Below are 22,136 nucleotides of genomic sequence, written 5' to 3'. Positions count from 1 at the left end.
CGAAAGGGTGCCGGAACGGTGCTGCGCGACACATTCGACGGGGCGGCCGAGCGCTACGACCGGGCCCGCCCCCGGTATCCGCGCCCCCTGGTCGACGAACTGGCCCGCACCGCGGACCTCGGTCCGGCCAGGCGGGTCCTGGAGATCGCCCCCGGCACCGGCCAACTCACCGTCCCGCTCGCCGAGTTCGGCTGCCGGCTGACCGCCGTGGAGCTGGGTCCGTCGCTCGCGGCGCTGGCCCGGCGCAATCTGGGCGCGTTCCCGCGGGTGGACGTACAGGTCGCGGACTTCGAGCTGTGGGAGGTGCCGGACGAGCCGTTCGACCTGGCGGTGACCGCGACGGCGTACCACTGGTTCGATCCCGGGAGGTTCCTCGCGAGGACGGCGTCCGCGCTGCGTCCCGGCGGGCACCTCGCGGTCGTCACCACGCACCATGTGGCGGGCGGCACGCAGGACTTCTTCGACCGGATGCAGCGCTGCTACGAACGCTGGGACCCGGCCACTCCGCCCGGCCTGCGGATGCCCACCGAGGTCGAAACGGCAACAGACACACGGGAGTTCGAGGGCTCCGCGTACTTCGAGGACGTCACGGTGTGGCGGGGCGCGCAGGAGATCACGTACACGACCGACGAGTACCTCGACGTCGTGCTCACGTACTCGGGCCATCTCGCGATGGACGAGCCCTCGCGCCAGGGCCTGCTGGCCTGTCTCCGGGAGCTGCTGGAGACGCGGCACGGCGGCCGGGTCACCAAGCGGTACTTCCACGAGCTGATCACGGCCACCCGGACCGGGGCGTGCGGGACCGGGGCATGAGGGCCTAGCGGTCCTCGCCGCCCAGGTACACCACGGCGCGCACCCGCTTGCCGACCGGGACCCGTTCGACGCTCACCTGCGCGGCCAGGGCGTGGACTATCTCCAGGCCGTGCCGGCCGATGCGCTCGGGGTCCCGGGCGAAGAGCCGGGGCAGGGCGACGCTGCTGTCGCAGACGGACACCGTCACCGAGGAGTCCGTTCCCTCCAGCTCCAGGATGTACGGCCCGTTGCTGTGGCGATCCGCGTTGGTGACCAACTCGCTCACCAGCAGCAGCAGTTCACCGTCGGACTGGTCGTCGATCGTGGCGCACCACTCGGTTCTGAGCTGTTCGAGGAACTGGTGGGTGAAGTGCCGGGCCGCGGAGATGCAGCCCGGTTCTCCGGTGTAGTGCGCCGCCCGCCTCAGCGGTTCCACGGGCACGTCGAAACGAGTCGGTATCACTACCCCGTCCCGGTGGTCGATCATGCGTGTCTCTCTCGGAAGGCGGCACTGCCGGTCGCTGTCGTACCAGTGCTCGTACCCAGCCCCACGCCCGGCAGTCCCCCCGATCAGAGTGACGGTGAAATCGACCCCGCCGAAACCGGCGCGCTGAAGCTCGACGACGAGGTCGTGGTCGTGTCGGAAGCCGGCGATTCGGGTGGGGAGGACGAGGCCGAGGAGGCGGAAGAGGCTGACGACGACTCCGTGGACGGCGGCTCGGAGGACGGGGACTCCGAACTCGGGGACGAGGAGGACGGCGAGGACGGCGAGGACGGTGCGCTCGACGTCGGCGGGCACGGGCTGGTGGACGTGCCGGGCGTTCCCGGCGTGCCGGGGGCCGTGGAGGCGCACGGCGACGGGGAGTTGGAGGACGGCGAGGTCGGCGGGGACACGGTGACCGAAGGGCTGGCCGGGTTCACCGGCGGCGGGGTCTTGTGGTCGTGCTTGCCCGTGTCGCCGTGGTGACGGCCGAACCAGTGGTGGTTGTCGGGGTCGTAGATCACGAAGATGTTGATGATCTGGGGTGCGGGGGTGACCACGACGACGTTCTGCGGCCGGTACGAGGACCAGGTGTCGCCGGTGCGCTTCGGGGTGGTCTGCTGGGCGACCGGCGGCGACAGGGGGTTGCCGCAGGCGCAGCGGACGCGGGGCACGCCGTGGTTGTCGACGAGGACGGCGGTGCCGGCCTGGAGGACGGCCTGATAGCTGGTGGCGGCGCCGTCGCGGTAGCCGTGGTTGGTGACACGGGTGTCCATGCGCAGCTGTACGGGGGTGAGCGAGCGCAGGTAGGCGGGGACTGCGGCGGGCTGGACGCCGACGACGGACGCGAACGCCTCGTTCTTCGCCGGGGCTGCCTGGAGCGCCTTGATCTGCTTCTCGACGTCACAGCTGGAGACGTTCTGGGTGCCGCCGTAGAGACCGGGGGCGCCGCCGTCGACGCCGCGCACAGCGTTCACCGGTTCCGAGGCGCTGGGGGACGCGGTGACGGGCGGGGCGGAGTTCTCGGTGGCGCTGGACTCGGTGAACGGGTCGGGCCCGGTCTTGGCCGCGGCCTGGAGAAACACCTCGCCCTTGCTCGCGGTGTTGCTCGAACCGCCGTCGGACCGGGTGAAGACGAGCCCCAGCACCACGGCGGCCACCACGACGGCCGTGAGGATCGCGACCCGCGGCACCGACTTCCACCAGGGCCGGTGCGGCTCCGGCGCTCCCGCACCGCCGCCGCCCGAGGGCTGCGAGGGCGGGCCGGAAGGCGGTTGGGAGGGTCCCGACAGCGGGCCGGAGGGCGGTCCGGTGGGGCGGCCTGAAGACGGAGGTTCGACGCTCACGAGCTCTTCTTCCCGACGCGGTCGACAGCGGCACTCGTTATGATTTAGTCCGCTTTTTCCACAATGACCCATTGTGTGCTCGGGTCCCGGTCCGCCCGCAAGCCGACGCGGACGGCCCTCCCGGCGGGCGCGCTCCCCGGCCGCTGCTTAGCGTGACAACGTGACCACCCGAACCCCCTCTGACCAGGCAGTAGCCCAACACGGCTGGCTCCAGGCGCTTGCCACGATGCTGGCAGGAGTGCTCGGCATGGGCCTGGTCTCCGCGCTGGGCCTGTGGGCGGCGGGCGCGACGGACCTCCCGGACGGCGCGTTCCCCCGGGTCGTCACGGCCACCGTGGTGACGGCGGTGGGCGGCACCGTGAAACTCACGGGCAACGCCGGTTCCCTGGCCGACACCAAGGCAGGCCTGACGGTCATCCCCCTCTCGGTAACCCTGACCGGCGCCCTGCTGACCGCGGCAGGCTTCCTACGACCCCTCCGGCACCGAGCGGTCGCCTCGGGGGCGGAACTGGCCGGCTGGGCCGCCCGTATCGCCGTCCTGTGGCTGCTCGCCCTGATCGGACTGGCTCTGGGCGCGCGCCAGAAGTTCTCGATCTCCCTGGGTACCGGAACCCTCGGCGACATCGGCGACCTGCTGGGCGCGTCCCCCGAGGTGGGCTTCGAGGCGGACGTACCGCAGACGGTGCTGTTCGGACTGCTGTGGCTGGCAGGAGTACTGGTCCTGTCCCTCCTGGTCTCCCCCGGCGCACCCCTCCCCGCCCGTCTCCTCCGCTTCCACGCGTCGGTGCGCCCGGCAGCGTTCGCGGTGGTGGCGCTGCTCCTCGCCTACGTAGCGCTGGGCGTCGTCCTGGCCCTGGCCGTAGCGGCGACACGCGGCAACGCCGCCCAGACCTGCGCGCTCATCCTCCTGGGCATGCCGAACCTGGTCTGGCTGGCCCTCACGATCGGCCTGGGCGCCACCTGGAACGGCCGGGTCGACGGCCCCTTCGGCCTCCCCGTCCCCCGCCTCCTGAGCAAGGTCCTGCGCACCCCGGACGTCTCCACCCTCAACCTGCACTCGCTGGCCGCCCACGACAACGGCGTGTGGTGGCTCCTGGCCGTGACCGCGGTCCTGCTCCTCTCCGCCGCCTTCCTGATGGCCGCCCGCTCCCCGGCCCACGTACGCGCCTGGCAGCACGCCGTCCACCTGGCCGTCGCCTTCGCCCTCGCGGTCCTCATGATCTGCCTGGTCGGACGAATCTCGGCCCACTACGGCCTCTCCCTCCTCGGCATCGGCGACGTGGGCGGCGGCCTGTCCGGAGACCTGTTCCTGAAACCCGAGGTGTGGTCGGCGGTGGGACTGGCGGCGGCGTGGGGGTTGGTGGCGGGCTTCTTGGGCGCACTTCTGGCAAGGCCGGTCCACCGACGGGGCGCGGTGGAAATCCCCGCGCGGCCGCAACGCCAGGCATGAGAGTGTGCGCCGAGCCGAGGGAAGGACAGACATGGCGCTGACACTCGAAGACCGCCTGGCCATCACGGAGTTGATCGCGCTGCACGGCCACCTGGTCGACGAGGGCGAACTCGACCGCTTGACCGAGGTGTTCACCCCGGACGTCGAGTACGACCTCACGGACTTCGGCCAGGGCACACTCACCGGCCTCACTCAACTCACGGACGCGGCCCTCGCGTTGGGCGCCGCGAACCCCGTCGCCCATCACGTCACCAACGTGGTGATCGAGGAGTTGGCGGACGGTCGGATCCGGGCACGGTCGAAGGGCCTGGGCATCAAAGCGGACGGCTCGTGCGGATCAGTGACGTATGTGGACACGGTGGTCCGGGTGGGGGCGGGTTGGCGAATCGCACGGCGGAGGGTGGAGGCGCGGCGGGTGCCGCTGAACGGCCTGACACCGGGCACTTCGGCGCCCCTCTAGATGATCTATTCCAGGGGGTCAGCGATCGTAGGCGATCAGTGTCAGCGCGAGGATGCGTTGCATGACGCGGGCCATGACACCTCCGGGTGTGCGCCCTCGGCGCCGTCCTAGGTCAAGCCGGCCCCGTGTAGGTCTCGTTGATCGATTCGACGACCTGTCGCGGCGGCTTGCACGGCCGTAGTCGGCCCAACCTGCCAGATCGTAGGGAGGGTGACCAGTTCGGCATCCTCGTTCTCGTCTCGGCAGGCATCCCTTGGACCACACCACCAGGAGGAACCAGTGTCGTACCCGCGACTGCTCACCCCCGAGGAGAAGCTCGCCGACGCGAAGAAGCTGTTGAGCCTCCCGCGTATCGTCGTGATCTGCGGCTCCACCCGCTTCATGACCGAGATGAACGAGGCCGATCTGCGGGAGACCAAAGCCGGAAAGATCGTCGTCAAACCGGGCTGTGACATGAAGTCGCCGCACGAACTGTGGTCCGATCCTGTCGAGGCCGAGGCGCTGAAGGTTCGGCTCGACGATCTGCACCGGGCGAAGATCCGGCTCGCTGACGAGGTGCTCGTAGTCGGCGGCTACATCGGAGACAGCACCCGAGCCGAAATCGCCTACGCCCGGTCGCTGGACAAGCCCGTGCGGTTCACGCACCCCGAAGTCGACCCTGACGCCTGAACGCCCGCCGCCTGACCGTCTCGCGGTGTCTTCGGCCGCCGCCCACCCCACACGCTCCGCAGACATCCCTTGGAATTGGTCACCCAGGGGCGCGGGAAACGGCGCGACCTCTCCCCCAACTCCGTCACGGACATCAGGAAGACTCTTCGCCGGCAGCCTGGCTGTACGCGTCGCGATTTCGACGCAGCCGGAGGTCACGTACGGCCGGCAGCCGGACCAGGGTGGCCTCGAAGGCCTGATGGTGAGGCGTCAGCGGGCGCCAGGGGCGCAACGGCAGGGGGTAGTCGTCGCGAAGGACGCCCTCCGGGAGGCCTCCGGTCGCGGGTGTCGGCGAGGTCTCGCCGGGATGGGCGAGGTATGCCCAGACCCCACTGTCCAGCGGCACCACAGCCCCCTCATGGCCTGGCTGATGCCAGGACGCCCCGGTGAGGGGGTGGCGTGGGACGAGGAGGATGTCAGGACGAGGCCGGGGCAACCGAATGCCCGGGCCGGCCAGTCCCACGGTCCGGGCATCGGGCCCGGCGGGGAGGTACCGACCGACAGCGTGGCCCAACAACTCGGCCACGGGACCCTCGGGGAGGTTCACCGGCCGGTCGTCGGTGACCGCCACGAGATGGGCCAGGGCGACTCCGATCGCCGCCTCCCAACGACGGTTCCACGACCCGTCGAGTTCGACGGGTGGGACGCGATGTTCAACGCGTCCCAGATCAACCCAGTCCGGAGGCGCACCGGCCGGGAGCCCCGAGGGGCGGCGTACGACAGCGTCGGGCTCAAGCCACACCGTCTGCCAGCTTCCGCAGTCGTCCAGGCGGGTGGCCACGGCCCGCTCGCACCCCTCGCACGCCAGGTTGGGACCGGCCCGGCCGTCCACACCCCGGCAGTACCCTTCGCACTTGTCGAGGATCAGGGTCATGGACCGGGAGTCGCCGGGGGCGATGACGATCTTGTTCCGCGCGCCGAAGGAGACGGAATACACCGGCGCGAACACGCCCTGCCGAGCAGCCTCTTCCGCTCCGACCTCTTTCCACAACCGCCACGGCGGTCCGACGGGCTGGGGTTCGACGGCGTACGTCGCAGGCTCCATCAGCGGAGGGTGAAGCTCCTCCCATCCCCCGTAGTGGGTGTGGACGGGGAGGGCGACCCGGGACACCGGCGCCGTCAGCTCCGTACCGCACCCGGCACACACGAACACGTCCAAACAAGCTCCCCCTCGCCCCAGTTCCCCGTGGATAGTGCCTCGCCCCCAGCGGAGAATCCACCGGTTTTCGAACGAGAGGGCGTGACCCGAAGGGAGCGACCCGGTTCCGTCGACCACAGCCCACCCGCAGGCGCCGCGCCTCAGGCACGCCGCCTGAACACCGGTTCCGCCCACCGAGGCGGCGCAGGCGGTCCCTCATCCCGCCCCCGAGCCACCGCCACCCGCCGGTCCACCTCCGTCGGCGCATGCCCGGGCTCACCCCCGCGCAACTCCGTCACGAACGCCAGGCAGGACTCGTACCGATCATCCGGACTCTTCGCCAACGCCTTAGCGAAGACCCCGTCGACGTGACCCGGCAGATCGCCCCGAGCCTCGCTGACCGCCGGAGGCATGTCGTACTGGTGCGCCCACAGCAAGGCCATGTCGTCGTCCCGCCGAAACGGCGGTCGCCCCGCCAGGGTCTCGTAGACGACGCACGCCAGCCCGTACACGTCGCACCGGCCGTCGACCGGCCGCCCGGAGATCTGCTCAGGAGCCACGTAGTCGAGCGTGCCCACGAACTGCCCCACCGTCGTGAACCCGGTCAGGGACAGGGACTTCTTCGTCAGGCCGAAGTCGGTCAGGTACACGTGCTCCGGGTGGTCGCTGTCCGTGCCGCGGGCCACGAGGATGTTGCCGGGTTTCACGTCCCGGTGGACGAGTCCGTGTTCGTGGGCCGCGTCCAGCGCGGACGCGACCTGTGTGGCGATGCGCGTGGCCGTCGGTAGCGTCAACGGGCCTTCCCGGTCCAGGAGATGACGCAGGTCGCTGCCGGCGACGTAGCGCATGGCGATGTACAGGACGCCGTCCGTCTCGCCCGCCTCGAAGACGGGGACGATGTGCGGGTGGTCGATCGCGGCGGCGACCCGGGACTCGTGGGTGAAGCGTTTGCGGAAGGTGTCGTTGCGGGCGAGTTCGGGGGCGAGGAGCTTGAGGGCGACCGTGCGGTCGAGGCGGAGGTCGTGGGCGCGGTAGACGACGGCCATGCCGCCGCGGCCGATCTCGTCCTCGACGCGGTAGCCGGCGATCTGCTGCCCGATCAGTTCGGAGGGGCGGCCGGAGAAGAGGCTCGCGTCACGGGCCATCGGGGCTCACGACCTGTGTGGGGGCGTGGCCGGGGTCGACCGGTTCGGCGCGGGGTCCGTCGGCCGAGGCGTAGGTGCTGAGGCGGGTGCCGTCGCCGTGGACCCAGCGTTCGTGGTCGGCGTCGTAGAGCCAGACGGACTCGCCGTCGACGACCACGCCGATCCGCAGTCCCTTGGTGCGTGCCTGGAAGGACGCGCCGTCCAGGCCGCCGCCCGCGAGGTCCTCCACCGCGCTGCGGTAGCGGGCGAGGGCCTGTTCGGCGCGGGCGAGCAGCGGGCGTGGGTCGGCGGTGCGGGTGAGCGGGCCGCCGGCCGCCGGTGGGTCCTGGGAGACGGAGATCAGGTGGCGGCCGTCGACCCAGGCGGACCATCCGTTGGAGCACAGCGCGTGGGCCCAGTCGCCGCGTCGCTCCAGCAGCTGGACCGGGAGCAGCGCGTCGAGCGGCACGGTCGGGCGGGCGGGGTCCGGGGCCTCCCAGGCGGGCATCCCGTGCTCGGGGACGACATGCGTGGGCCGGAAGCCGGGGGGCGGGATCGACATCGCGGCGGCCCCTACTTCCGCATCACGGCGGGCTCGTGCCGCCGCAGCAGCCGGGAGACCAGGATTCCGAAGAGCAGCGACAGCACGACCAGCATGCCCATGTTGAGCAGCCACACCCCGGCCGAGTGCCGGAACATCGGGTCGCCGGTCAGCTCGCCCGGCACGATCCGGGCCAGCCCGATGGTGCCGGCCATCCCGCCGAGCGCCCACCGGGAGGGAACGAGCCACGAGAGCTGTTCGAGGCCGGGTACGCCGTGCAGCTTCAACAGGGCTCCGCAGAACACCACTTGGACGATGGCGAGCAGCACCAGCAACGGCATCGTCACCTCCTCCTTGCGCACCGTCGCGGAGACCAGCAGGCCGAGCATCATCGCGGTGAACGCCAACAGGGCGACGGCCACGGTGATTTCGATCAGGGGTGGCATCAACACCCCTTTGCCCCTCGGCGCGTTGAGGTCGACGCCGAACAGTCCGACGAGGGTCAGCACCACGGCCTGCGCCACGGTGATCGCGCCCAGGACGACGACCTTGGAGAGCAGATACGCCGATCTGGAGAGGCCGACTGCTCTCTCGCGCCGGTAGATCGCGCGTTCCTTGACGAGTTCGCGCACGGCGTTGGCCGCGCCGGTGAGCACGCCGCCGACGCACAGGATAAGCAGCGCGTTCATCGCCGTCTCCCGGGTCAGTTCGCTCCCGGCGAGCGCCCGGGCCATCGCGCCCATGACGAACGGCAGCGCGATCATGATGACGAGGAAGGTCCGGTCGGCGGCGAGGGCGGCGGTGTAGCGCCGTACCAGCGTGCCGAGTTGAGCGCTACGACTGCGAGGGCGGGGCGGCGGGGCCACGGCGACCGGTGCGGAGCCGACCAGGTGGGGCTGCACGGTGGAGTTGGCGATGTACCGACGTTGGAAGGGCGATTCCCTGAACTCCCCCGCCCAGTCCCGGTCCTGGTCCCGTTCGAATGCCTCGAAGGCCTCCGGCCAGTGCTCGAAGCCGAAGAAGGCGAGCGCGTCGTCGGGCGGCCCGTAGTAGGCGACCTTGCCGCCGGGCGCGAGCACCAGGAGCCGGTCGCACACGTCGAGGCTGAGGACGCTGTGGGTGACGACGATGACGGTACGGCCGTCGTCGGCGAGACCGCGCAGCATGTGCATCACCGAGCGGTCCATGCCCGGGTCGAGTCCGGAGGTCGGTTCGTCGAGGAAGAGCAGCGAGGGCTTGGTCAGCAGCTCCAGGGCCACGCTGACCCTCTTGCGCTGGCCGCCGGAGAGGCTGTGCACGGGTTGCGCGGCGCGCTGTTCGAGACCGAGTTCGCGGATGACCTCGTCGACCCTGGCCTGCCGTTCGGCCTTGGCGGTGTCCTGGGGGAAGCGGAGTTCGGCGGCGTAGGACAGGGCGCTGCGCACGGTCAGTTGGGCGTGCAGGATGTCGTCCTGCGGGACGAGGCCGATGCGCTGGCGCAGTTCGGCGTAGTCGCGGTAGAGGTCGCGGCCGTCGTAGAGGACGGTGCCGCGGTCGGCGGGGCGCTGGCCGGTGAGCGCGTTGAGCAGGGTGGACTTGCCGGCGCCGCTGGGTCCGACGACGGCGAGCAGGCATTTCTCGCCCACCGGGAACGACACCTGGTCGAGAAGGACCTTGCGGCCGTGGTCGACAGCCACGGTGAGGTCCTGTACGTCGAGGGAGACCTCGCCGGTGTCGACGTACTCCTGCAGCTGGTCGCCGACGAGACAGAACGCGGAGTGTCCGATGCCGACGATGTCACCCGGTCCGATCGGTGCGCGGGCGACGGGCTGGCCGTTGAGGTAGGTGCCGTTGTGGCTGCCGAGGTCGGCGATCTCGTACGTCCCGTCGGGCATGGCCCGTAGTTCGGCGTGGCGGCGGGAGACGATCAGGTCGTCGACGACGAGGTCGTTGTCGTCGGCCCGGCCGATGCGGACGATGGGGGTCCCCCCGATCGGGCGCAGTCGAGATTGGGGGAGGCTGGGCAGCGGTCGTACGGTGGTCGGTTGCCGGAACGTGCCGGTGAAGGCAGGCATGGACACGGCCGAGGGGCGTTCCGGTGCCGGGGCGGGACGGTCGGCCAGGACGACGCGGGGGCCGTCGGCCGGGTTGCCGAAGCGGATCACGCTGCCGGGGCCGACGCCCCATTCCTGGACTCGGCGGCCGTCGGCGTAGGTGCCGTTCGTGCTGTGCTCGTCCTCCAGGGTCCAGTGGCCGGCGTCGGGACGTAGGACCGCGTGGTGCCAGGAGACCCGCGCGTCGTCGATGACGATGTCGCTGAGCGGGTCGCGGCCGACGTGGTAGTCGCGGCCCGGGGTCATGACCGTGGAGCCCGATTCCGTCTCCAGGAGGAGTTCGGGCGCGGTCGGCGCGTTCGGCCGCTCTGACATGCCCCGAATTCTACCGATTCGTTCACCTGTGCGCCCGGCCAGCGGTCAGGGGTGTGCGGTGGTCGACACGTGTCAGGCGACGGGGACGACCAGTGCCGGAACGGTCCGCTGCATCCGGAGGGCGTCGACCGATTCGGCGAGCAGCTCGTACTCGGTGGTCTCGTCGCTGATGGCGATCTGCACCAGCCGCCCGGCCGCCAACTCGTAGGCGACCTGCTCCTGTTGGCCGACGTCACGCGACCAGGTGCGTAACGCGCGGGGCACGTCGGGGGCCGTGTCGGAGACCGGTACCAGGGCACCCCGGGGGAAGCGCGGGTTCTCCGGTTGCGGGTCGAGCCGGTCGGCCATCCACACTGCGCGGTCCCGTAACCACCACAGGGCGAGAGCCAGGGTCGGCGCGCGGTAGGTTCCCAGCGGCACCCCCACGCGCTTTCCGCCGCAGGTACCGTACGCGGTGACATGGCACAGGAATTCGTCGTGCACGATCACTCCCCCGTCGCGTGTCGATTGCCGGTCGGGCCTCGCTTTCCATGCGGCTCTGATGGCGGCTCGGGTGGCTCAGTTGGTGCGCACGATGGCGGATTTGCCTCGTGAAGCTATGCCCTGGCATTCGGGAAGTTATGCCCTAGCAGACGAGTATGTTCACTCCTGAAACACTGTCACCACGACTTTTTAGCCACTCTCTTGGCATATTCACAGCCCTGTTTGGCTGAAAAGCTTCGTAGCCCGTTGTGCGGGGTTCTCCCGCCGTCATTACCCGAGAGGTAATCGACGCATCCCGCGCGCCCCGGCAGGGTGGTGCCACCGGGTCGCCAGGCAGCGGATCCGGTCCCTGACCAGTACGAACGACCTCGCTGGAGGCTGATTCACCATGTCCGCGAACACCGACCGATACAAGAGTGCCGTCGCCCGCTACTTCGAGGCCTGGAACGCGGGCGATCCGGAGGCGCTGGCGAAGGCGGTCGCCGCCGCCTGGTCCGTCGAGGGTACGTACACCGACCCGCTGGCGACAGTCGCCGGACACACGGAGATCGCGGGGCTGATCGCCGGCGCGCACGAGCAGTTCCCGGGGTTCGCCTTCCGCCCCCTGGGCGCCGTCGACGGACATCACGACACGGCGCGCTTCGCTTGGGAGTTGGTGAGCGAAGCCGACGGATCGGCGCCCGTCGCCGGATTCGACGTGATCACGCTCGACGCGGAGGGTCGCATCCGCTCCGTGCTCGGTTTCCTCGACCGGGTGCCCGCCGGGGCCTGAGGGCCGGCGTCCGCGATGATTTTCCCCGCTCGGGGCGGCCTCTTCCACGGCAGGCCACCCCGAGCGGAGGACGCACCATGAGCACCGGCATCCCGTTGAACGAGGAATTCACCGCCGAATTGATCAAAAGCCCGAACGACGGCGGCTGGACCTATCTCGTCTGGCCCGAGTCCGTCGCATTCTTCGGCACCCGCGGTCTGGTCAAGGTCCGCGGCACCATCGACGGACACCCTTTCCGCAGTTCGTTCATGGCTCTCGGGGACGGCACCCACAAACTCCCCGTGAAAGCCGATCTTCGAAAGGCCATCGACAAAGGCGAGGGCGACCAGGTCACCGTACGACTCGAAGAGCGGCTCAGCTCCTGGCCAGGGCCTCTTCGCGGTAGCGCCGCGGCGCCACCCCGACCGCCCGCTTGAAGGCATTGCTGAAGGCGCTCTCGGAGGTGTAGCCGACGGAACGGGCGAGCGCGCCGACCGGGGCGGTGTCCTGCCGGAGGGCCCGGGCGGCAAGGTTCATCCGCCAGTTGAGCAGGTAGGTCAGGGGCGGCACCCCGGCCGCCTCCTTGAACCGCACGGCGAACGTGGTGCGGGACATCGCGGCGGCCCGGGCCAGCTCCTCCAACTGCCAGGGGTGGGCCGGGTCGCCGTGCATCAGGCGCAGCGCGGGGGCCAGCCGTTCGTCGGCGAGGGCGCGCAGCCAGCCGGGCGGCAGCCCGTCCGAGTCGGTCAGACAGACCCGCAGCACCTGCACGAACATCAGCTGTGCGAGCTGCGCCGAGACGAACTCGACCCCGGCCCGGCGCGTGCGCATCTCGGCCGCCAACTGCCCGATGAGCCACCGCAGTACACCCGCCTCGGGCGAGTCGGCCCGCACGTGGACCAGCTCCGGCAGCGCCCGCCGCAGCAGGTCGCCGCGATCACGGCTCAGGTCGATGTGCCCGGACACGCAGGCGATGTCCACCGCGTCGCCCTGCCCGAGCCGGCCCATCCGGGTCGCCGGGTCCATGACGACGTCCGCGGAATCGGTCGGCTCGACGCCGGGCCGGCTGCACAGCGTGTACGGCTGGCCGCCGTCGGAGATCACGACGTCCCCCTCGGCGAGCCGCAGCGGTTCGCCGCCGTCCCGGACCAGCAGACAGCCGCCCTGCACCACGGCGTTCACCTTCAGCCGGTCGCGTCCGCGCAGCTCGATGGCCCAGTCGCCGCCGGCCGTGAAACCACCGGAGAACACACTGCGGGCATCGGCGACGGCGAGGGCGTCGGACAGGGGATCCACGGTCATGTTCGAACTATCACGCAAGTTATGCGGATTCTCAAGTATTCATCGTACGGATCTACCGCCCTACGGTGGTCTCAACAGCTCAGCTGACGAGGAGAGCGCAGACATGACCAGCACCGCACAGCAGCCCCTGAATTCCGGCTTCGGCGCCGCGTCCACCGCCGAGGAGGTGATCAAGGGCGTCGACCTGACCGGCAAGGTCGCGATCGTCACGGGCGGCTACTCCGGCATCGGCCTGGAGACGGCCCGGGTACTGCACGGCGCCGGCGCGCGGATCGTCGTACCCGCGCGGGACGTGGAGCGGGCCAGGACGGCGCTCGCGGTCCTCCCCGGAACCGAGGTCGAGCACATGGACCTGCTGGACCCGGCGTCGATCGACGCGTTCGCGGAGAAGTTCCTGGCCTCCGGGCGTCCGCTGCACCTTTTGGTGAACAACGCCGGGATCATGGCGACCCCACTGGCGCGGGACGCACGCGGGTACGAGGCGCAGTTCGCCGCCAACCATCTCGGGCACTTCCAGCTGACCACCAGGCTGTGGCCCGCGCTGGTCACGGCGAACGGCGCGCGGGTCGTGGTGCTGTCGTCGCGGGGCATCCGCTTCTCCGGCGTCGACTTCGACGACCCGCAGTTCGAGCACCGGAAGTACGAGCCGTTCCTCGCCTACGGCCAGTCCAAGACGGCCAACGCGCTGTTCGCCGTGGAGGTGGACCGGCGCGGACAGGCCGAGGGCATCCGCGCGTTCGCCGTGCACCCGGGCCTGATCGTCGACACCGGCCTGGTCAAGCACATCGACCCGGCGATGCTCCAGGCCGCGGGCGCGCTCGACGGCGAGGGCGAGCCGATCCGTGACCCCGAGCGCCAGATGAAGACCGTGCAGCAGGGCGCGGCCACCAGCGTCTGGTGCGCGACCAGCCCGCAGCTCCACGGCCTCGGCGGGGTCTACTGCGAGAACGTCGACATCAGCCCGCTGCTCGCCCCCGAGGACGAGGCCGCCTGGGCCGGCGGGGACACCACCCCTGGGGTGCTGTCCCGCGCCGTGGACCCGGAGGCGGCGGCCCGTCTCTGGGAGATCAGCGAGCGACTCACGGCCTGACGGCCATGGTGTGCCCTACGGCCTGACGATCGCGTCGATGCGGGCCAGCTCGTCGGCGTCGAAGTCCAGGTTTCGGGTGGCCGCGACGCTGTCCTCGATCTGCTGCGGGCTGCTCGCACCGACCAGCGCGGAGGTCACCCGGCCGCCGCGCAGCACCCAGGCGAGGGCCAGCTGGGCGAGGGTCTGACCGCGCCCCTTGGCGATGTCGTCGAGGGCGCGGAGCTGTCCCACCAGGTCCTCGGTGACCGCGTCGGAGTTCAGGAACGGGCTGTCGCTCGCCGCCCGGGAACCCTCCGGGATGCCGTCGAGGTAGCGGGCGCTGAGCAGCCCCTGCTCCAGCGGTGAGAAGACGATCGACCCGACCTGGAGTTCGTCGAGGGCGTCGAGCAGGCCCTCGTCCTCGGGGCGGCGGTCGAGCATCGAGTAGCGCGGCTGGTGGATGAGGAGCGGGGTGCCCAGCTCGCCGAGGATGCGCGCGGCCTCCCGGGTCTGCTCCGCCGAGTAGTTGGAGATGCCGACGTAGAGCGCCTTGCCCGACTGGACCGCCGAGTGCAGGGCGCCCATCGTCTCCTCCAGGGGAGTCTCCGGGTCGGGGCGGTGCGAGTAGAAGATGTCGACGTAGTCCAGGCCCATGCGGCTGAGGCTCTGGTCCAGCGAGGACAGCACGTACTTGCGCGAACCCCACTCGCCGTAGGGGCCGGGCCACATCAGATAGCCGGCCTTGGTGGAGATCACCAGCTCGTCGCGGTACGACCCGAAGTCCGCCTTCAGCGCCTCGCCGAGGGCGGACTCGGCGGCGCCGGGCGGCGGGCCGTAGTTGTTCGCCAGGTCGAAGTGGGTGACGCCGAGATCGAAGGCGCGGCGCAGGATGGCGCGCTGGGTGTCGACCGGGCGGTCGGGCCCGAAGTTGTGCCACAGGCCGAGCGAGATCGCGGGCAGCTTCAGACCGCTGCGGCCGGTGCGCCGGTAGGGCAGGTCCGCGTAGCGGTCGGGGTGTGCGGTGTACAACGCGACTCCAGAGGGGTTGGCACACGGGATACCGGTTCCAGGGAACCACCGCCCACTCTGCCGTGACCTGCGGGCAGTGGTCCAACAGAAGAATCCGATGGAATTCAGCGGTTACGCTTCTCAATCATGGAACTGCGTCATCTCCAGCATTTCATCGCCGTCGCCGAGGACCACCACTTCACCCGCGCGGCCGAGCGGCTGATGGTGTCCCAGTCGGGCCTGTCGGCATCGATCCGCGCCCTGGAACGGGAGTTGCAGACCCCGCTGTTCGTCCGCACCACCCGCCGGGTCACGCTCACGGAGGCCGGCCGGGCGCTGCTCGGCGAGGCGGAACGCATTCTGGCGCAGGTCCGCTCGGCGCACGAGGCGGTCGCGGCGGTGCAGGGCGTGCTGCGCGGCACGCTGTCGCTGGGCACCGAGCAGTGCATCGCCGGGGTGCATGTGGCGGGGCTGCTCGCCGCGTTCCGGCGCAGGCACCCCGATGTCGAGATCCGGCTACGGCAGGCGGGCTCGGGCGCGCTGGCGGAGGAGGTCGCGGCCGGGCGCCTCGACCTGGCGTTCGCGTACCGGACCCAGGCGGACACCGACCAGCTCCGCTCCGTATCGCTGACCAGCGAGCCGATGACCGTGCTGTGCCATCCCAGCCACCGGCTCGCGGAGACGGGTGCGGCGGTGACTCCGGACGACCTCGCGGGCGAGGTCTTCGTCGACTTCCACCCGGACTGGGCCTCGCGCCGCACCACGGACGCCGTCTTCGCGGCGGCGGGCGTACGGCGGACGGTCGCGCTGGAGGTCAACGACGTGCACAGCCTCCTCGACCTGATCGACGAGAACCTCGGCATCGCGGTGGTCCCCCAGCATTTCCGCCACAAGCGCGAGGCCCTCACCGCGCTCCTTCTGAAGGGACCCGGAGAGGAGGTCTACGAGACGGTGGCCCTGCTCCCGCCCCCGCAGGCCACCAGTCCGGCGGCCCGGGCCCTGATGACCCTCCTGGAAACCGACACTCCGGCCGCATGAGGAACGGGGATGCGCGATGGTGGTCGTATGCATGCCAACGACATCCTCATCGACGCGTACGGCCGCGTCCAGGAAGAAGTCCATGCCGCCCTCGACGGCCTCGCCCCTGACCAACTGCACGCCCGCCTCGCCCCCGACGCCAACTCGATCGCCTGGCTGGTCTGGCATCTCACCCGGGTCCAGGACGACCATGTCGCCGATGCCGCCGGCCTCGACCAGGTGTGGCTCACCCAGGGCTGGGAGAAGCGCTTCGGCCTCGACCTGCCGGCCAAGGACACCGGGTACGGCCACACCGCCGCGAAGGTCGGCAAGGTGCGCGTCGAGTCCGCCGGGCAGCTGACCGGGTACTACGACGCCGTGCACGACCAGACGCTCGCGTATCTGCGCGGACTGACGGCGGAGGACTACGACCGGATCGTGGACGAACGCTGGGACCCGCCGGTCACCCTGGGCGTACGGCTGGTCAGCGTCCTGTCCGACGATCTGGAGCACGTCGGACAGGCCGCGTATGTGCGCGGGCTGCTTCAGAGCGCCGAGGCGTAACCCGGCAGGACGACGTCCTCGATGAGGGCCTTGCGCTCGTCGTACGGGATGAACGCGCTCTTCAGGGCGTTCACCGTGACCGTGCGCAGGTCCTCGACGCTCCAGTCCGCTTCCTCGACCAGCAGGGACATCTCGCGCGTCATCGTCGTACCGGACACCAGTCGGTTGTCGGTGTTGAGGGTGACGCGGAAGCCGAGGTCCTTCAGGGCGGTGATGGGGTGCTCGGCGATCGAACTGGCCGCGCCCGTTTGGAGGTTGGAGGTCGGGCACATCTCCAGGGCGATACGACGGTCCCGCACCCAGCCGGCCAGGTGGCCGAGCTTGCCGTCGACGATGTCCTCGGTGATGCGGACGCCGTGGCCGATGCGCTGGGCGCCGCAGACCTGGAGGGCCTGGTGGATGCTGGGCAGACCGTGTGCCTCACCGGCGTGGATCGTGAACGGCACGCTCTCGCGGCGCAGGTGCTCGAAGGCGGCGAGGTGGTCGGCGGGCGGGAAGCCGTCCTCGGCACCGGCGATGTCGAAGCCGACGACACCTGCCTCCCGGAAGGCCACCGCGAGGTCGGCGGCCTCGCCGACCCGGTCGAACATCCGCATCCCGCACAGCAACGTCCGCACCTGTACCGGCGTACCCGCCGCCGCGGCCTTGGCCATACCAGCCGCGAGCCCCTCCTGAACGGTCTCGACGACCTCGCTGAGCGCTAGCCCGCCGTTGGTGTTCAGCTCGGGGGCGTAACGCACCTCTCCGTAGACGACACCGTCGGCGGCCAGGTCGAGGACGTACTCCTCGGCGGTACGCAGCAGGCCCTCGCGGTTCTGCATCACGGCGAGGGTGTGCTCGAAGGTGGCGATGTAGCGCACCAGATCACCGGAGTTGGCGGCGTCGAAGTACCAGGCGGCCAACTCGTCCGGGTCGGTGGTGGGCAGCGTGTGCCCGACCGATTCCGCCAGCTCGACCACGGTGGCGGGGCGCAGACCCCCGTCGAGGTGGTCGTGCAGCACGGCCTTGGGGAGTCGGCGGAGGGTGTCGACGTCTATGCGCGTAGATGACATGTGCGGTGGTTCCTCGGTCGTCGTTCGGTGAGCGGGGTGGGGCGATGCAGGGGGTGCGGGGATGCGGGGTGCGGGGTTTCAGGCGGCCGGCTGGAGCAGGTCCCAGCGGTTGCCGTACAGATCCTGGAAGACGGCGACGGAACCGTACGGCTCGTGGCGCGGCTCCTCCAGGAAGGTCACGCCCGCGGCGAGCATGCGGGCGTGATCGCGGGCGAAGTCGTCCGTGTGGAGAAAGAACCCGACACGACCGCCGGTCTGGTCCCCGACCCGGGCCCCTTGCTCCTCACCCTTGGCACGGGCGAGCAGCAGGCCGGTCCCGGAGCCGTCCACCCCGGGCGGCGTCACGACGACCCAGCGGGAGCCGTCGGGGCGGGCAGCGTCCTCGACGAGACGGAAGCCGAGGGCTTCGGTGTAGAAGCGGATCGCCTCGTCGTAGTCGTCGACGACGAGGGCAACCAGGGCGATACGGCTCATCGGGGGTCTCCGTGCGGGTTCCGGTCGGTGGGATTGACGCGTGAGGTTATACGTAAAACTTCACTCGCGCCAGTCGGATTCGGAGGGGGGTGAGGAGGGGGTGGGGCGGCGAGGCCTTCGGGGTGTCGGGGAGGCAAGGACACCTGAGCGAATGGACAGGTCAGCGGGGTGTCGGCGGGATGCCGCGTGGGTTTGGAGGGCTCGGCGGGAACGCGGGGCGGATGCGCGGGGCCGACGTAGGGCGGTGGGCACCGGGAACGCGGTCCGCCCGGCACGGTCCACCCGGCACGGGCGTGGGGTGGATGCGCGGGGCCTGCGGAGGGCGGTGGACACCGGATGGACTCGGTCCGCCGACACGGGCGTGAGACGGATGCACGGGGCCTGCGGAGGGCAGCGGGCAGCGGGTGGGCACGGTCACCCGGCAGGGGCGTGGGGTGGATGCGCGGGGCCCGCGGAGGGCAGCGGACACCGGATGGACACGGTCCGCCGACACGGGCGTGAGACGGATGCACGGGGCCTGCGGAGGGCAGCGGGCAGCGGGTGGGCACGGTCACCCGGCAGGGGCGTGGGGTGGATGCGCGGGGCCCGCGGAGGGCAGCGGACACCGGATGGACTCGGTCCGCCGACACGGGCGTGAGACGGATGCACGGGGGGCCTGCGGAGGGCAGCGGGTGGGCACGGTCGCCCGGCAGGAGCGTGCGGCGGATGCGCGGGGTCCGCGGAGAGCAGCGGACACCGGATGGACACGGTCCGCCGACACGGGCGTGAGACGGATGCACGGGGCCTGCGCGGGTGGGCACGGTCGCCCGGCAGGGGCGTGCGGCGGATGCGCGGGGGCTGTGGGGCGTGGCGGATGCCGACCGGGGGTGGTTGCCTCGGCCGTGGTTCCCGACATCGGCGACCCGAGCGGCTTCGCCGATGCTCGTAGACTCAGGGCGTGGCATTCACGAGCACTCCGCACTGCTTCCTGTAACCGGAAGGCGTTGAGGGCGAGGCCGAACGGCGTCGCCCTCCTTGGTGTGCCTGCCGCGTGAACCACCTTTCCGGCGCTGCCCGTTCCTGCTTGAGGCAGTGACGTTCCGAGCGCGCGTACAGGCACGGCCCCTTCCCTTCACCCTTGCCTGGAGTGCCTCGTGCCCATGTCGCTTCCCCCTGCCCTCGACCTGTCCCTCGACCTGCTGCGCTGCCCGACGTGCCGCACGCCCGGCCTGCACCGCGACCGCGGCGCGCTGCGCTGTCCGGCGGGCCATTCCTTCGACATCGCCCGCCACGGCTACGCCGGCCTGTTGACGGGTGCCCGTGCCACCAGCGGCGACGACGCGGCCATGGTCCAGGCCCGGGAACGGTTCCTATCGACCGACACGTACGCGCCCATCCGTAAAGCGGTTGCCCGGCTGGCGGCCGACTCCGCGCCCGAGCGGGCCACGGTTGTGGACGTCGGGTGCGGCACGGGCTACTACCTGGCCGGCGTACTCGATCAGTTGCCCGGCGCCCGCGGTCTGGGGCTGGACACGTCGGTGCGCGCATTGCGCTCGGCGGCGCGCGCCCATGAACGGGCCGCCGCGGTGGCCTGGGACGTCTTCCGTCCCCTCCCGCTGGCCGACGGAATGGCCGAGGTCGTGTTGGACGTGTTCGCCCCGCGCAACCCGGTCGAGTTCCACCGCGTACTGCGCCCGACCGGCCGGTTGATCGTGGTCCGACCCACCGGGCGACACCTGGCCGAGCTGCGCGGCCGGGTGTCGGCGATGGTCACGATCGACCCGGCCAAGGAACAACGCCTGCACCGGGCGATGGATCCCCACTTCGAGGCCACCGTCACCGAACAGATCGAGTACACCGCACAGTTGACCAGGCAGGAGACCCTCGATCTGGTCGGGATGACACCTAGCGCACGCCACTTGAGCCGTGCAGACCTAGCCGATACCGGCCGCTTGCCCGACCACGTCACGGTCGCCGTGCTGGCCACGGCCTACCGGCCTCGGCGCCCACAGGCAGGCACATGAACCTGTTGCTCCCTGGGGAGACATGGATCGCCTCAGATGCCCTCGTCGAGGCAGCACGCGAACTCACGGCGAGTGGCGAGTACGCGCGACAAGAAACCGCCCCCGATTCCGCTGCTCACCCGCTCCCACGACTCACCAGGCTTCACTCCACGCCGGCCTTCACACCTCCCCGGACTCCAGAAGGTCCCGCAGCACCCGCTCGTCATCAGGACTGAGCTGAGCCACGAACCGGGCCAGCACCGTCTCCCGGTCGCCGTCCCTGTCGAGCTCGGTATGCATACGGCGGGCGGTGAGCCCCTGCGCGTCCTGCACCGGAAAGTACGCGTACCCCCGCCCCTGCCGGTGCCGCTCCACGACGCCCTTGTCGTGCAGCCGGGTCAGGATCGTCGTCACCGTGGTGCGGGCCAGGCCCGTGTCGAGGCTCAGCTGTACCTCGCCGGGGGTCTGCGGGGCGCCGGCGGCCCAGAGGGCGGCCATGACGGTGGCCTCCAGCTCACCCGCCGGTCGGCGTTCGTCCTTTTCGTCGGCCATGGGAACGATCCTCACCCCGTCTTCGTCTACAGTTCAGTAGACCGTCTACAGAATTGTAGTCACTCGGGTGCCGTCTCGTCACCGCACCCGTGTGTCCGCTTCCGCCCGCCCATTATGGAAGGACCGTCGACGATGACCGCAGGGCTTCGCTCACTCATCCCCTCGCACGTGTCGACGAGCTTCCACGCGATACCGGCGCCCCGTCTCCGCCCAGGCCCTACGACGGAAGAGCGCCACGATGCGTCCCCACTCATCCGGGATCCCCGACTCGTCCGGGATCCCCGCGAGGATTCCCTGCGTACCCCGCCTCCTCGCCCTGCTCCGCCGTCACCTGGGCCGAGCCGTCGCCGTGACGTACCTCGCGGCAGCGGTGCTGCCGGGCCCCGGCCTGTGGCTCCGGCACCCACACGCGACGGGCATCGCTGAACTACCCCTGCGCACACCCCAGTTTCTCCTCGCCCTCGTTCTGTTCGGCGCCGGTCTGCAGGTGCCGCTGCGTGAACTGCGGCTGCTGCTACGGCGCCCCGCCGCCCTGCTCGCGGGCCTCGCGCTGCACATCCTGGTACCGCTGCTGATCGTCCCCGGGGTGGCCCTCGCGCTGCGGCTGTCGCCGGACCACGACGGCGGCAGCGGGATGATCGCCGCGATGATCCTCGTCGTCGCCATGCCGGTGGCCGCCGGGGCGACGGTGTGGACCGCGAAGGGGGACGGCGACCAGCCCACGGCCGTCGGTCTGGTGCTCGCCTCCACCCTGGTCAGCCCGCTCACCGTCCCACTCACCCTGGCCGTCCTGTGCCCGCTGCTCCAAGGCGACTACGCGGGCAGACTCGCCGTCGCCGCCCACTCGGCCGGGGACGCCTTCGCCCTCACCTCGGTCGTCCTGCCGTGCGCGGCGGGCATCCTGTGCCGGCTCGCCCTGCCCCGACGCGCACGGGACGGACTCATCGGCGTGGCCGTGCCCGCAGCGCTCCCCGGTTCGCTGCTGCTGACGTACGTCAATGCCAGCGGAGTGCTCGGCCCCTTCCTGCGCCATCCGCGCCCGGTGCTCCTGCTGGCCGCGCTCGGTGTCGCCGCGACGGTGTGCGGGCTGTCCTTCACGCTGGGCCGGGTGGCCGCACGGGCCCTGCGCCTCGACGCCCGGGCCGGTGCCTCGGTGACGCTGGCCTGCGGGATGAACAACAGCAGCGCGAGCGCGGTGCTGATCACGACGACCCTGCCCGACCGCCCGCACATTCTGCTGCCGGTGCTGGCGTACGGGCTGCTGCAGAAGGTGGCCGCCGGACGGGTGGTCCGCATAGGACGGGAAACGAACCCCGCGCCGGCCCCCGCGCGATAGCCGGATCGAGGGGCCGGGGCGCCCGCCGAACCCTGCCGTGGCAGGCTGGAGATCACGTCGGGTCCCGCCCCGACGGCTCCACCCCCAACCGAGCACCG

At 70.9% G+C, this 22,136-nt stretch carries 23 protein-coding genes and 1 pseudogene; 11 read left to right on the top strand and 13 right to left on the bottom strand.

Annotation, left to right across the window (positions count from 1 at the left end; translation table 11 throughout):
- Positions 1–18: 18 nt before the first annotated feature.
- Positions 19–813: a class I SAM-dependent methyltransferase gene (locus OG226_RS45815; RefSeq protein WP_329352461.1), complete on the top strand. Its 795-nt coding sequence runs from the start codon at positions 19–21 to the stop codon at positions 811–813.
- A gap of 4 nt (positions 814–817) precedes the next feature.
- Here OG226_RS45815 and OG226_RS45810 read toward each other — a convergent pair whose 3' ends face one another.
- Entirely contained in the window at positions 818–1,279 is a 462-nt protein-coding gene (locus OG226_RS45810; protein WP_329352460.1) for an ATP-binding protein, read from the bottom strand.
- 83 nt (positions 1,280–1,362) lie between these two features.
- Positions 1,363–2,619, bottom strand: a complete 1,257-nt coding sequence (locus tag OG226_RS45805) for a DUF6777 domain-containing protein (protein WP_329352459.1) — start codon at positions 2,617–2,619, stop codon at positions 1,363–1,365.
- A 160-nt stretch (positions 2,620–2,779) separates the two neighbouring features.
- Here OG226_RS45805 and OG226_RS45800 point away from each other — a divergent pair, with 160 nt between their 5' ends.
- Together OG226_RS45800 and OG226_RS45795 are read left to right on the top strand one after the other, a co-directional pair.
- On the top strand, positions 2,780–4,069 hold the full coding sequence (locus OG226_RS45800) for a streptophobe family protein (protein WP_329352458.1): 1,290 nt from the start codon (positions 2,780–2,782) through the stop codon (positions 4,067–4,069).
- A gap of 31 nt (positions 4,070–4,100) precedes the next feature.
- Complete coding sequence (locus tag OG226_RS45795; protein ID WP_329352456.1) at positions 4,101–4,529, top strand: nuclear transport factor 2 family protein; 429 nt, start codon at positions 4,101–4,103, stop codon at positions 4,527–4,529.
- 18 nt (positions 4,530–4,547) lie between these two features.
- On the opposite strand, the pseudogene OG226_RS51760 reads toward OG226_RS45795, so the two are convergent.
- Positions 4,548–4,698: pseudogene (locus OG226_RS51760) on the bottom strand (IS982 family transposase); the annotation flags it as partial.
- A 110-nt stretch (positions 4,699–4,808) separates the two neighbouring features.
- On the opposite strand from OG226_RS51760, the gene OG226_RS45790 reads away from it, so the two are divergent.
- Positions 4,809–5,198, top strand: coding sequence for a hypothetical protein (locus OG226_RS45790; RefSeq protein ID WP_328685424.1), 390 nt, complete (start codon positions 4,809–4,811; stop codon positions 5,196–5,198).
- A 133-nt stretch (positions 5,199–5,331) separates the two neighbouring features.
- Here OG226_RS45790 and OG226_RS45785 read toward each other — a convergent pair whose 3' ends face one another.
- The 5 genes from OG226_RS45785 to OG226_RS45765 form a co-directional block, all read right to left on the bottom strand.
- On the bottom strand, positions 5,332–6,282 hold the full coding sequence (locus tag OG226_RS45785) for a hypothetical protein (protein WP_329352454.1): 951 nt from the start codon (positions 6,280–6,282) through the stop codon (positions 5,332–5,334).
- 254 nt (positions 6,283–6,536) lie between these two features.
- Complete coding sequence (locus OG226_RS45780; protein ID WP_329352453.1) at positions 6,537–7,520, bottom strand: serine/threonine-protein kinase; 984 nt, start codon at positions 7,518–7,520, stop codon at positions 6,537–6,539.
- A complete protein-coding gene (locus tag OG226_RS45775) occupies positions 7,510–8,055 on the bottom strand; it encodes a hypothetical protein (RefSeq protein WP_328686617.1) in 546 nt (181 codons plus the stop codon). The genes OG226_RS45780 and OG226_RS45775 overlap by 11 nt, the downstream gene beginning before the upstream one ends.
- Before the next feature lie 17 nt (positions 8,056–8,072).
- Positions 8,073–10,448, bottom strand: a complete 2,376-nt coding sequence (locus OG226_RS45770; RefSeq protein ID WP_329352452.1) for an ABC transporter ATP-binding protein/permease — start codon at positions 10,446–10,448, stop codon at positions 8,073–8,075.
- Positions 10,449–10,520: 72 nt separating this feature from the next.
- On the bottom strand, positions 10,521–10,931 hold the full coding sequence (locus OG226_RS45765) for a hypothetical protein (protein WP_328685420.1): 411 nt from the start codon (positions 10,929–10,931) through the stop codon (positions 10,521–10,523).
- A 388-nt stretch (positions 10,932–11,319) separates the two neighbouring features.
- Here OG226_RS45765 and OG226_RS45760 point away from each other — a divergent pair, with 388 nt between their 5' ends.
- Together OG226_RS45760 and OG226_RS45755 are read left to right on the top strand one after the other, a co-directional pair.
- Positions 11,320–11,703, top strand: a complete 384-nt coding sequence (locus OG226_RS45760; protein WP_329352450.1) for a nuclear transport factor 2 family protein — start codon at positions 11,320–11,322, stop codon at positions 11,701–11,703.
- A 77-nt stretch (positions 11,704–11,780) separates the two neighbouring features.
- Positions 11,781–12,119, top strand: a complete 339-nt coding sequence (locus OG226_RS45755; RefSeq protein ID WP_328685418.1) for a DUF1905 domain-containing protein — start codon at positions 11,781–11,783, stop codon at positions 12,117–12,119.
- Here the strand turns inward: OG226_RS45755 and OG226_RS45750 are convergent.
- Complete coding sequence (locus OG226_RS45750) at positions 12,058–12,984, bottom strand: AraC family transcriptional regulator (protein WP_329352448.1); 927 nt, start codon at positions 12,982–12,984, stop codon at positions 12,058–12,060. The two genes, OG226_RS45755 and OG226_RS45750, sit on opposite strands and share 62 nt — an antisense overlap.
- Before the next feature lie 103 nt (positions 12,985–13,087).
- On the opposite strand from OG226_RS45750, the gene OG226_RS45745 reads away from it, so the two are divergent.
- Positions 13,088–14,074, top strand: coding sequence for an oxidoreductase (locus tag OG226_RS45745; RefSeq protein ID WP_329352447.1), 987 nt, complete (start codon positions 13,088–13,090; stop codon positions 14,072–14,074).
- Positions 14,075–14,089: 15 nt separating this feature from the next.
- Here the strand turns inward: OG226_RS45745 and mgrA are convergent, their stop codons facing one another.
- A complete protein-coding gene (mgrA, locus tag OG226_RS45740; protein ID WP_328685415.1) occupies positions 14,090–15,082 on the bottom strand; it encodes an L-glyceraldehyde 3-phosphate reductase in 993 nt (330 codons plus the stop codon).
- A gap of 126 nt (positions 15,083–15,208) precedes the next feature.
- On the opposite strand from mgrA, the gene OG226_RS45735 reads away from it, so the two are divergent.
- Positions 15,209–16,099, top strand: coding sequence for a LysR substrate-binding domain-containing protein (locus OG226_RS45735; protein WP_328685414.1), 891 nt, complete (start codon positions 15,209–15,211; stop codon positions 16,097–16,099).
- A gap of 27 nt (positions 16,100–16,126) precedes the next feature.
- On the top strand, positions 16,127–16,642 hold the full coding sequence (locus OG226_RS45730) for a mycothiol transferase (protein ID WP_328685413.1): 516 nt from the start codon (positions 16,127–16,129) through the stop codon (positions 16,640–16,642).
- On the opposite strand, the gene OG226_RS45725 is transcribed toward OG226_RS45730, so the two are convergent.
- Both OG226_RS45725 and OG226_RS45720 read right to left on the bottom strand, forming a co-directional pair.
- Positions 16,624–17,694, bottom strand: a complete 1,071-nt coding sequence (locus OG226_RS45725) for an adenosine deaminase (RefSeq protein ID WP_329352445.1) — start codon at positions 17,692–17,694, stop codon at positions 16,624–16,626. The genes OG226_RS45730 and OG226_RS45725 overlap by 19 nt on opposite strands.
- Before the next feature lie 78 nt (positions 17,695–17,772).
- Positions 17,773–18,168 (bottom strand): VOC family protein, encoded by a 396-nt coding sequence (locus OG226_RS45720; RefSeq protein ID WP_328685411.1) that lies wholly within the window; start codon positions 18,166–18,168, stop codon positions 17,773–17,775.
- 1,133 nt (positions 18,169–19,301) lie between these two features.
- On the opposite strand from OG226_RS45720, the gene OG226_RS45715 reads away from it, so the two are divergent.
- Positions 19,302–20,171, top strand: coding sequence for a putative RNA methyltransferase (locus tag OG226_RS45715; RefSeq protein ID WP_329352442.1), 870 nt, complete (start codon positions 19,302–19,304; stop codon positions 20,169–20,171).
- 159 nt (positions 20,172–20,330) lie between these two features.
- Here OG226_RS45715 and OG226_RS45710 read toward each other — a convergent pair whose 3' ends face one another.
- The gene (locus OG226_RS45710) at positions 20,331–20,702 is read right to left on the bottom strand and encodes a BlaI/MecI/CopY family transcriptional regulator (protein ID WP_329352440.1); all 372 of its coding nucleotides are present in this window, start codon (positions 20,700–20,702) and stop codon (positions 20,331–20,333) included.
- A 238-nt stretch (positions 20,703–20,940) separates the two neighbouring features.
- On the opposite strand from OG226_RS45710, the gene OG226_RS45705 reads away from it, so the two are divergent.
- On the top strand, positions 20,941–22,038 hold the full coding sequence (locus OG226_RS45705) for a bile acid:sodium symporter (RefSeq protein WP_329352438.1): 1,098 nt from the start codon (positions 20,941–20,943) through the stop codon (positions 22,036–22,038).
- Positions 22,039–22,136 lie beyond the last annotated feature (98 nt).

Source organism: Streptomyces sp. NBC_01261, from assembly GCF_036226385.1.
GTDB lineage: Bacteria > Actinomycetota > Actinomycetes > Streptomycetales > Streptomycetaceae > Streptomyces.
This window is presented reverse-complemented; position numbering and strand designations above follow the sequence as displayed.

Bases quoted from the DNA above. Each gene is read 5' to 3' on its own strand.
- OG226_RS45810 (WP_329352460.1), bottom strand. From the start codon at position 1,279: ATGATCGACCACCGGGACGGGGTAGTGATACCGACTCGTTTCGACGTG.
- OG226_RS45795 (WP_329352456.1), top strand. From the start codon at position 4,101: ATGGCGCTGACACTCGAAGACCGCCTGGCCATCACGGAGTTGATCGCG.
- OG226_RS45785 (WP_329352454.1), bottom strand. From the start codon at position 6,282: ATGGAGCCTGCGACGTACGCCGTCGAACCCCAGCCCGTCGGACCGCCG.
- OG226_RS45780 (WP_329352453.1), bottom strand. From the start codon at position 7,520: ATGGCCCGTGACGCGAGCCTCTTCTCCGGCCGCCCCTCCGAACTGATC.
- OG226_RS45770 (WP_329352452.1), bottom strand. From the start codon at position 10,448: ATGTCAGAGCGGCCGAACGCGCCGACCGCGCCCGAACTCCTCCTGGAG.
- OG226_RS45760 (WP_329352450.1), top strand. From the start codon at position 11,320: ATGTCCGCGAACACCGACCGATACAAGAGTGCCGTCGCCCGCTACTTC.
- OG226_RS45755 (WP_328685418.1), top strand. From the start codon at position 11,781: ATGAGCACCGGCATCCCGTTGAACGAGGAATTCACCGCCGAATTGATC.
- OG226_RS45750 (WP_329352448.1), bottom strand. From the start codon at position 12,984: ATGACCGTGGATCCCCTGTCCGACGCCCTCGCCGTCGCCGATGCCCGC.
- OG226_RS45745 (WP_329352447.1), top strand. From the start codon at position 13,088: ATGACCAGCACCGCACAGCAGCCCCTGAATTCCGGCTTCGGCGCCGCG.
- OG226_RS45735 (WP_328685414.1), top strand. From the start codon at position 15,209: ATGGAACTGCGTCATCTCCAGCATTTCATCGCCGTCGCCGAGGACCAC.
- OG226_RS45730 (WP_328685413.1), top strand. From the start codon at position 16,127: ATGCATGCCAACGACATCCTCATCGACGCGTACGGCCGCGTCCAGGAA.
- OG226_RS45725 (WP_329352445.1), bottom strand. From the start codon at position 17,694: ATGTCATCTACGCGCATAGACGTCGACACCCTCCGCCGACTCCCCAAG.
- OG226_RS45720 (WP_328685411.1), bottom strand. From the start codon at position 18,168: ATGAGCCGTATCGCCCTGGTTGCCCTCGTCGTCGACGACTACGACGAG.
- OG226_RS45710 (WP_329352440.1), bottom strand. From the start codon at position 20,702: ATGGCCGACGAAAAGGACGAACGCCGACCGGCGGGTGAGCTGGAGGCC.
- OG226_RS45705 (WP_329352438.1), top strand. From the start codon at position 20,941: ATGCGTCCCCACTCATCCGGGATCCCCGACTCGTCCGGGATCCCCGCG.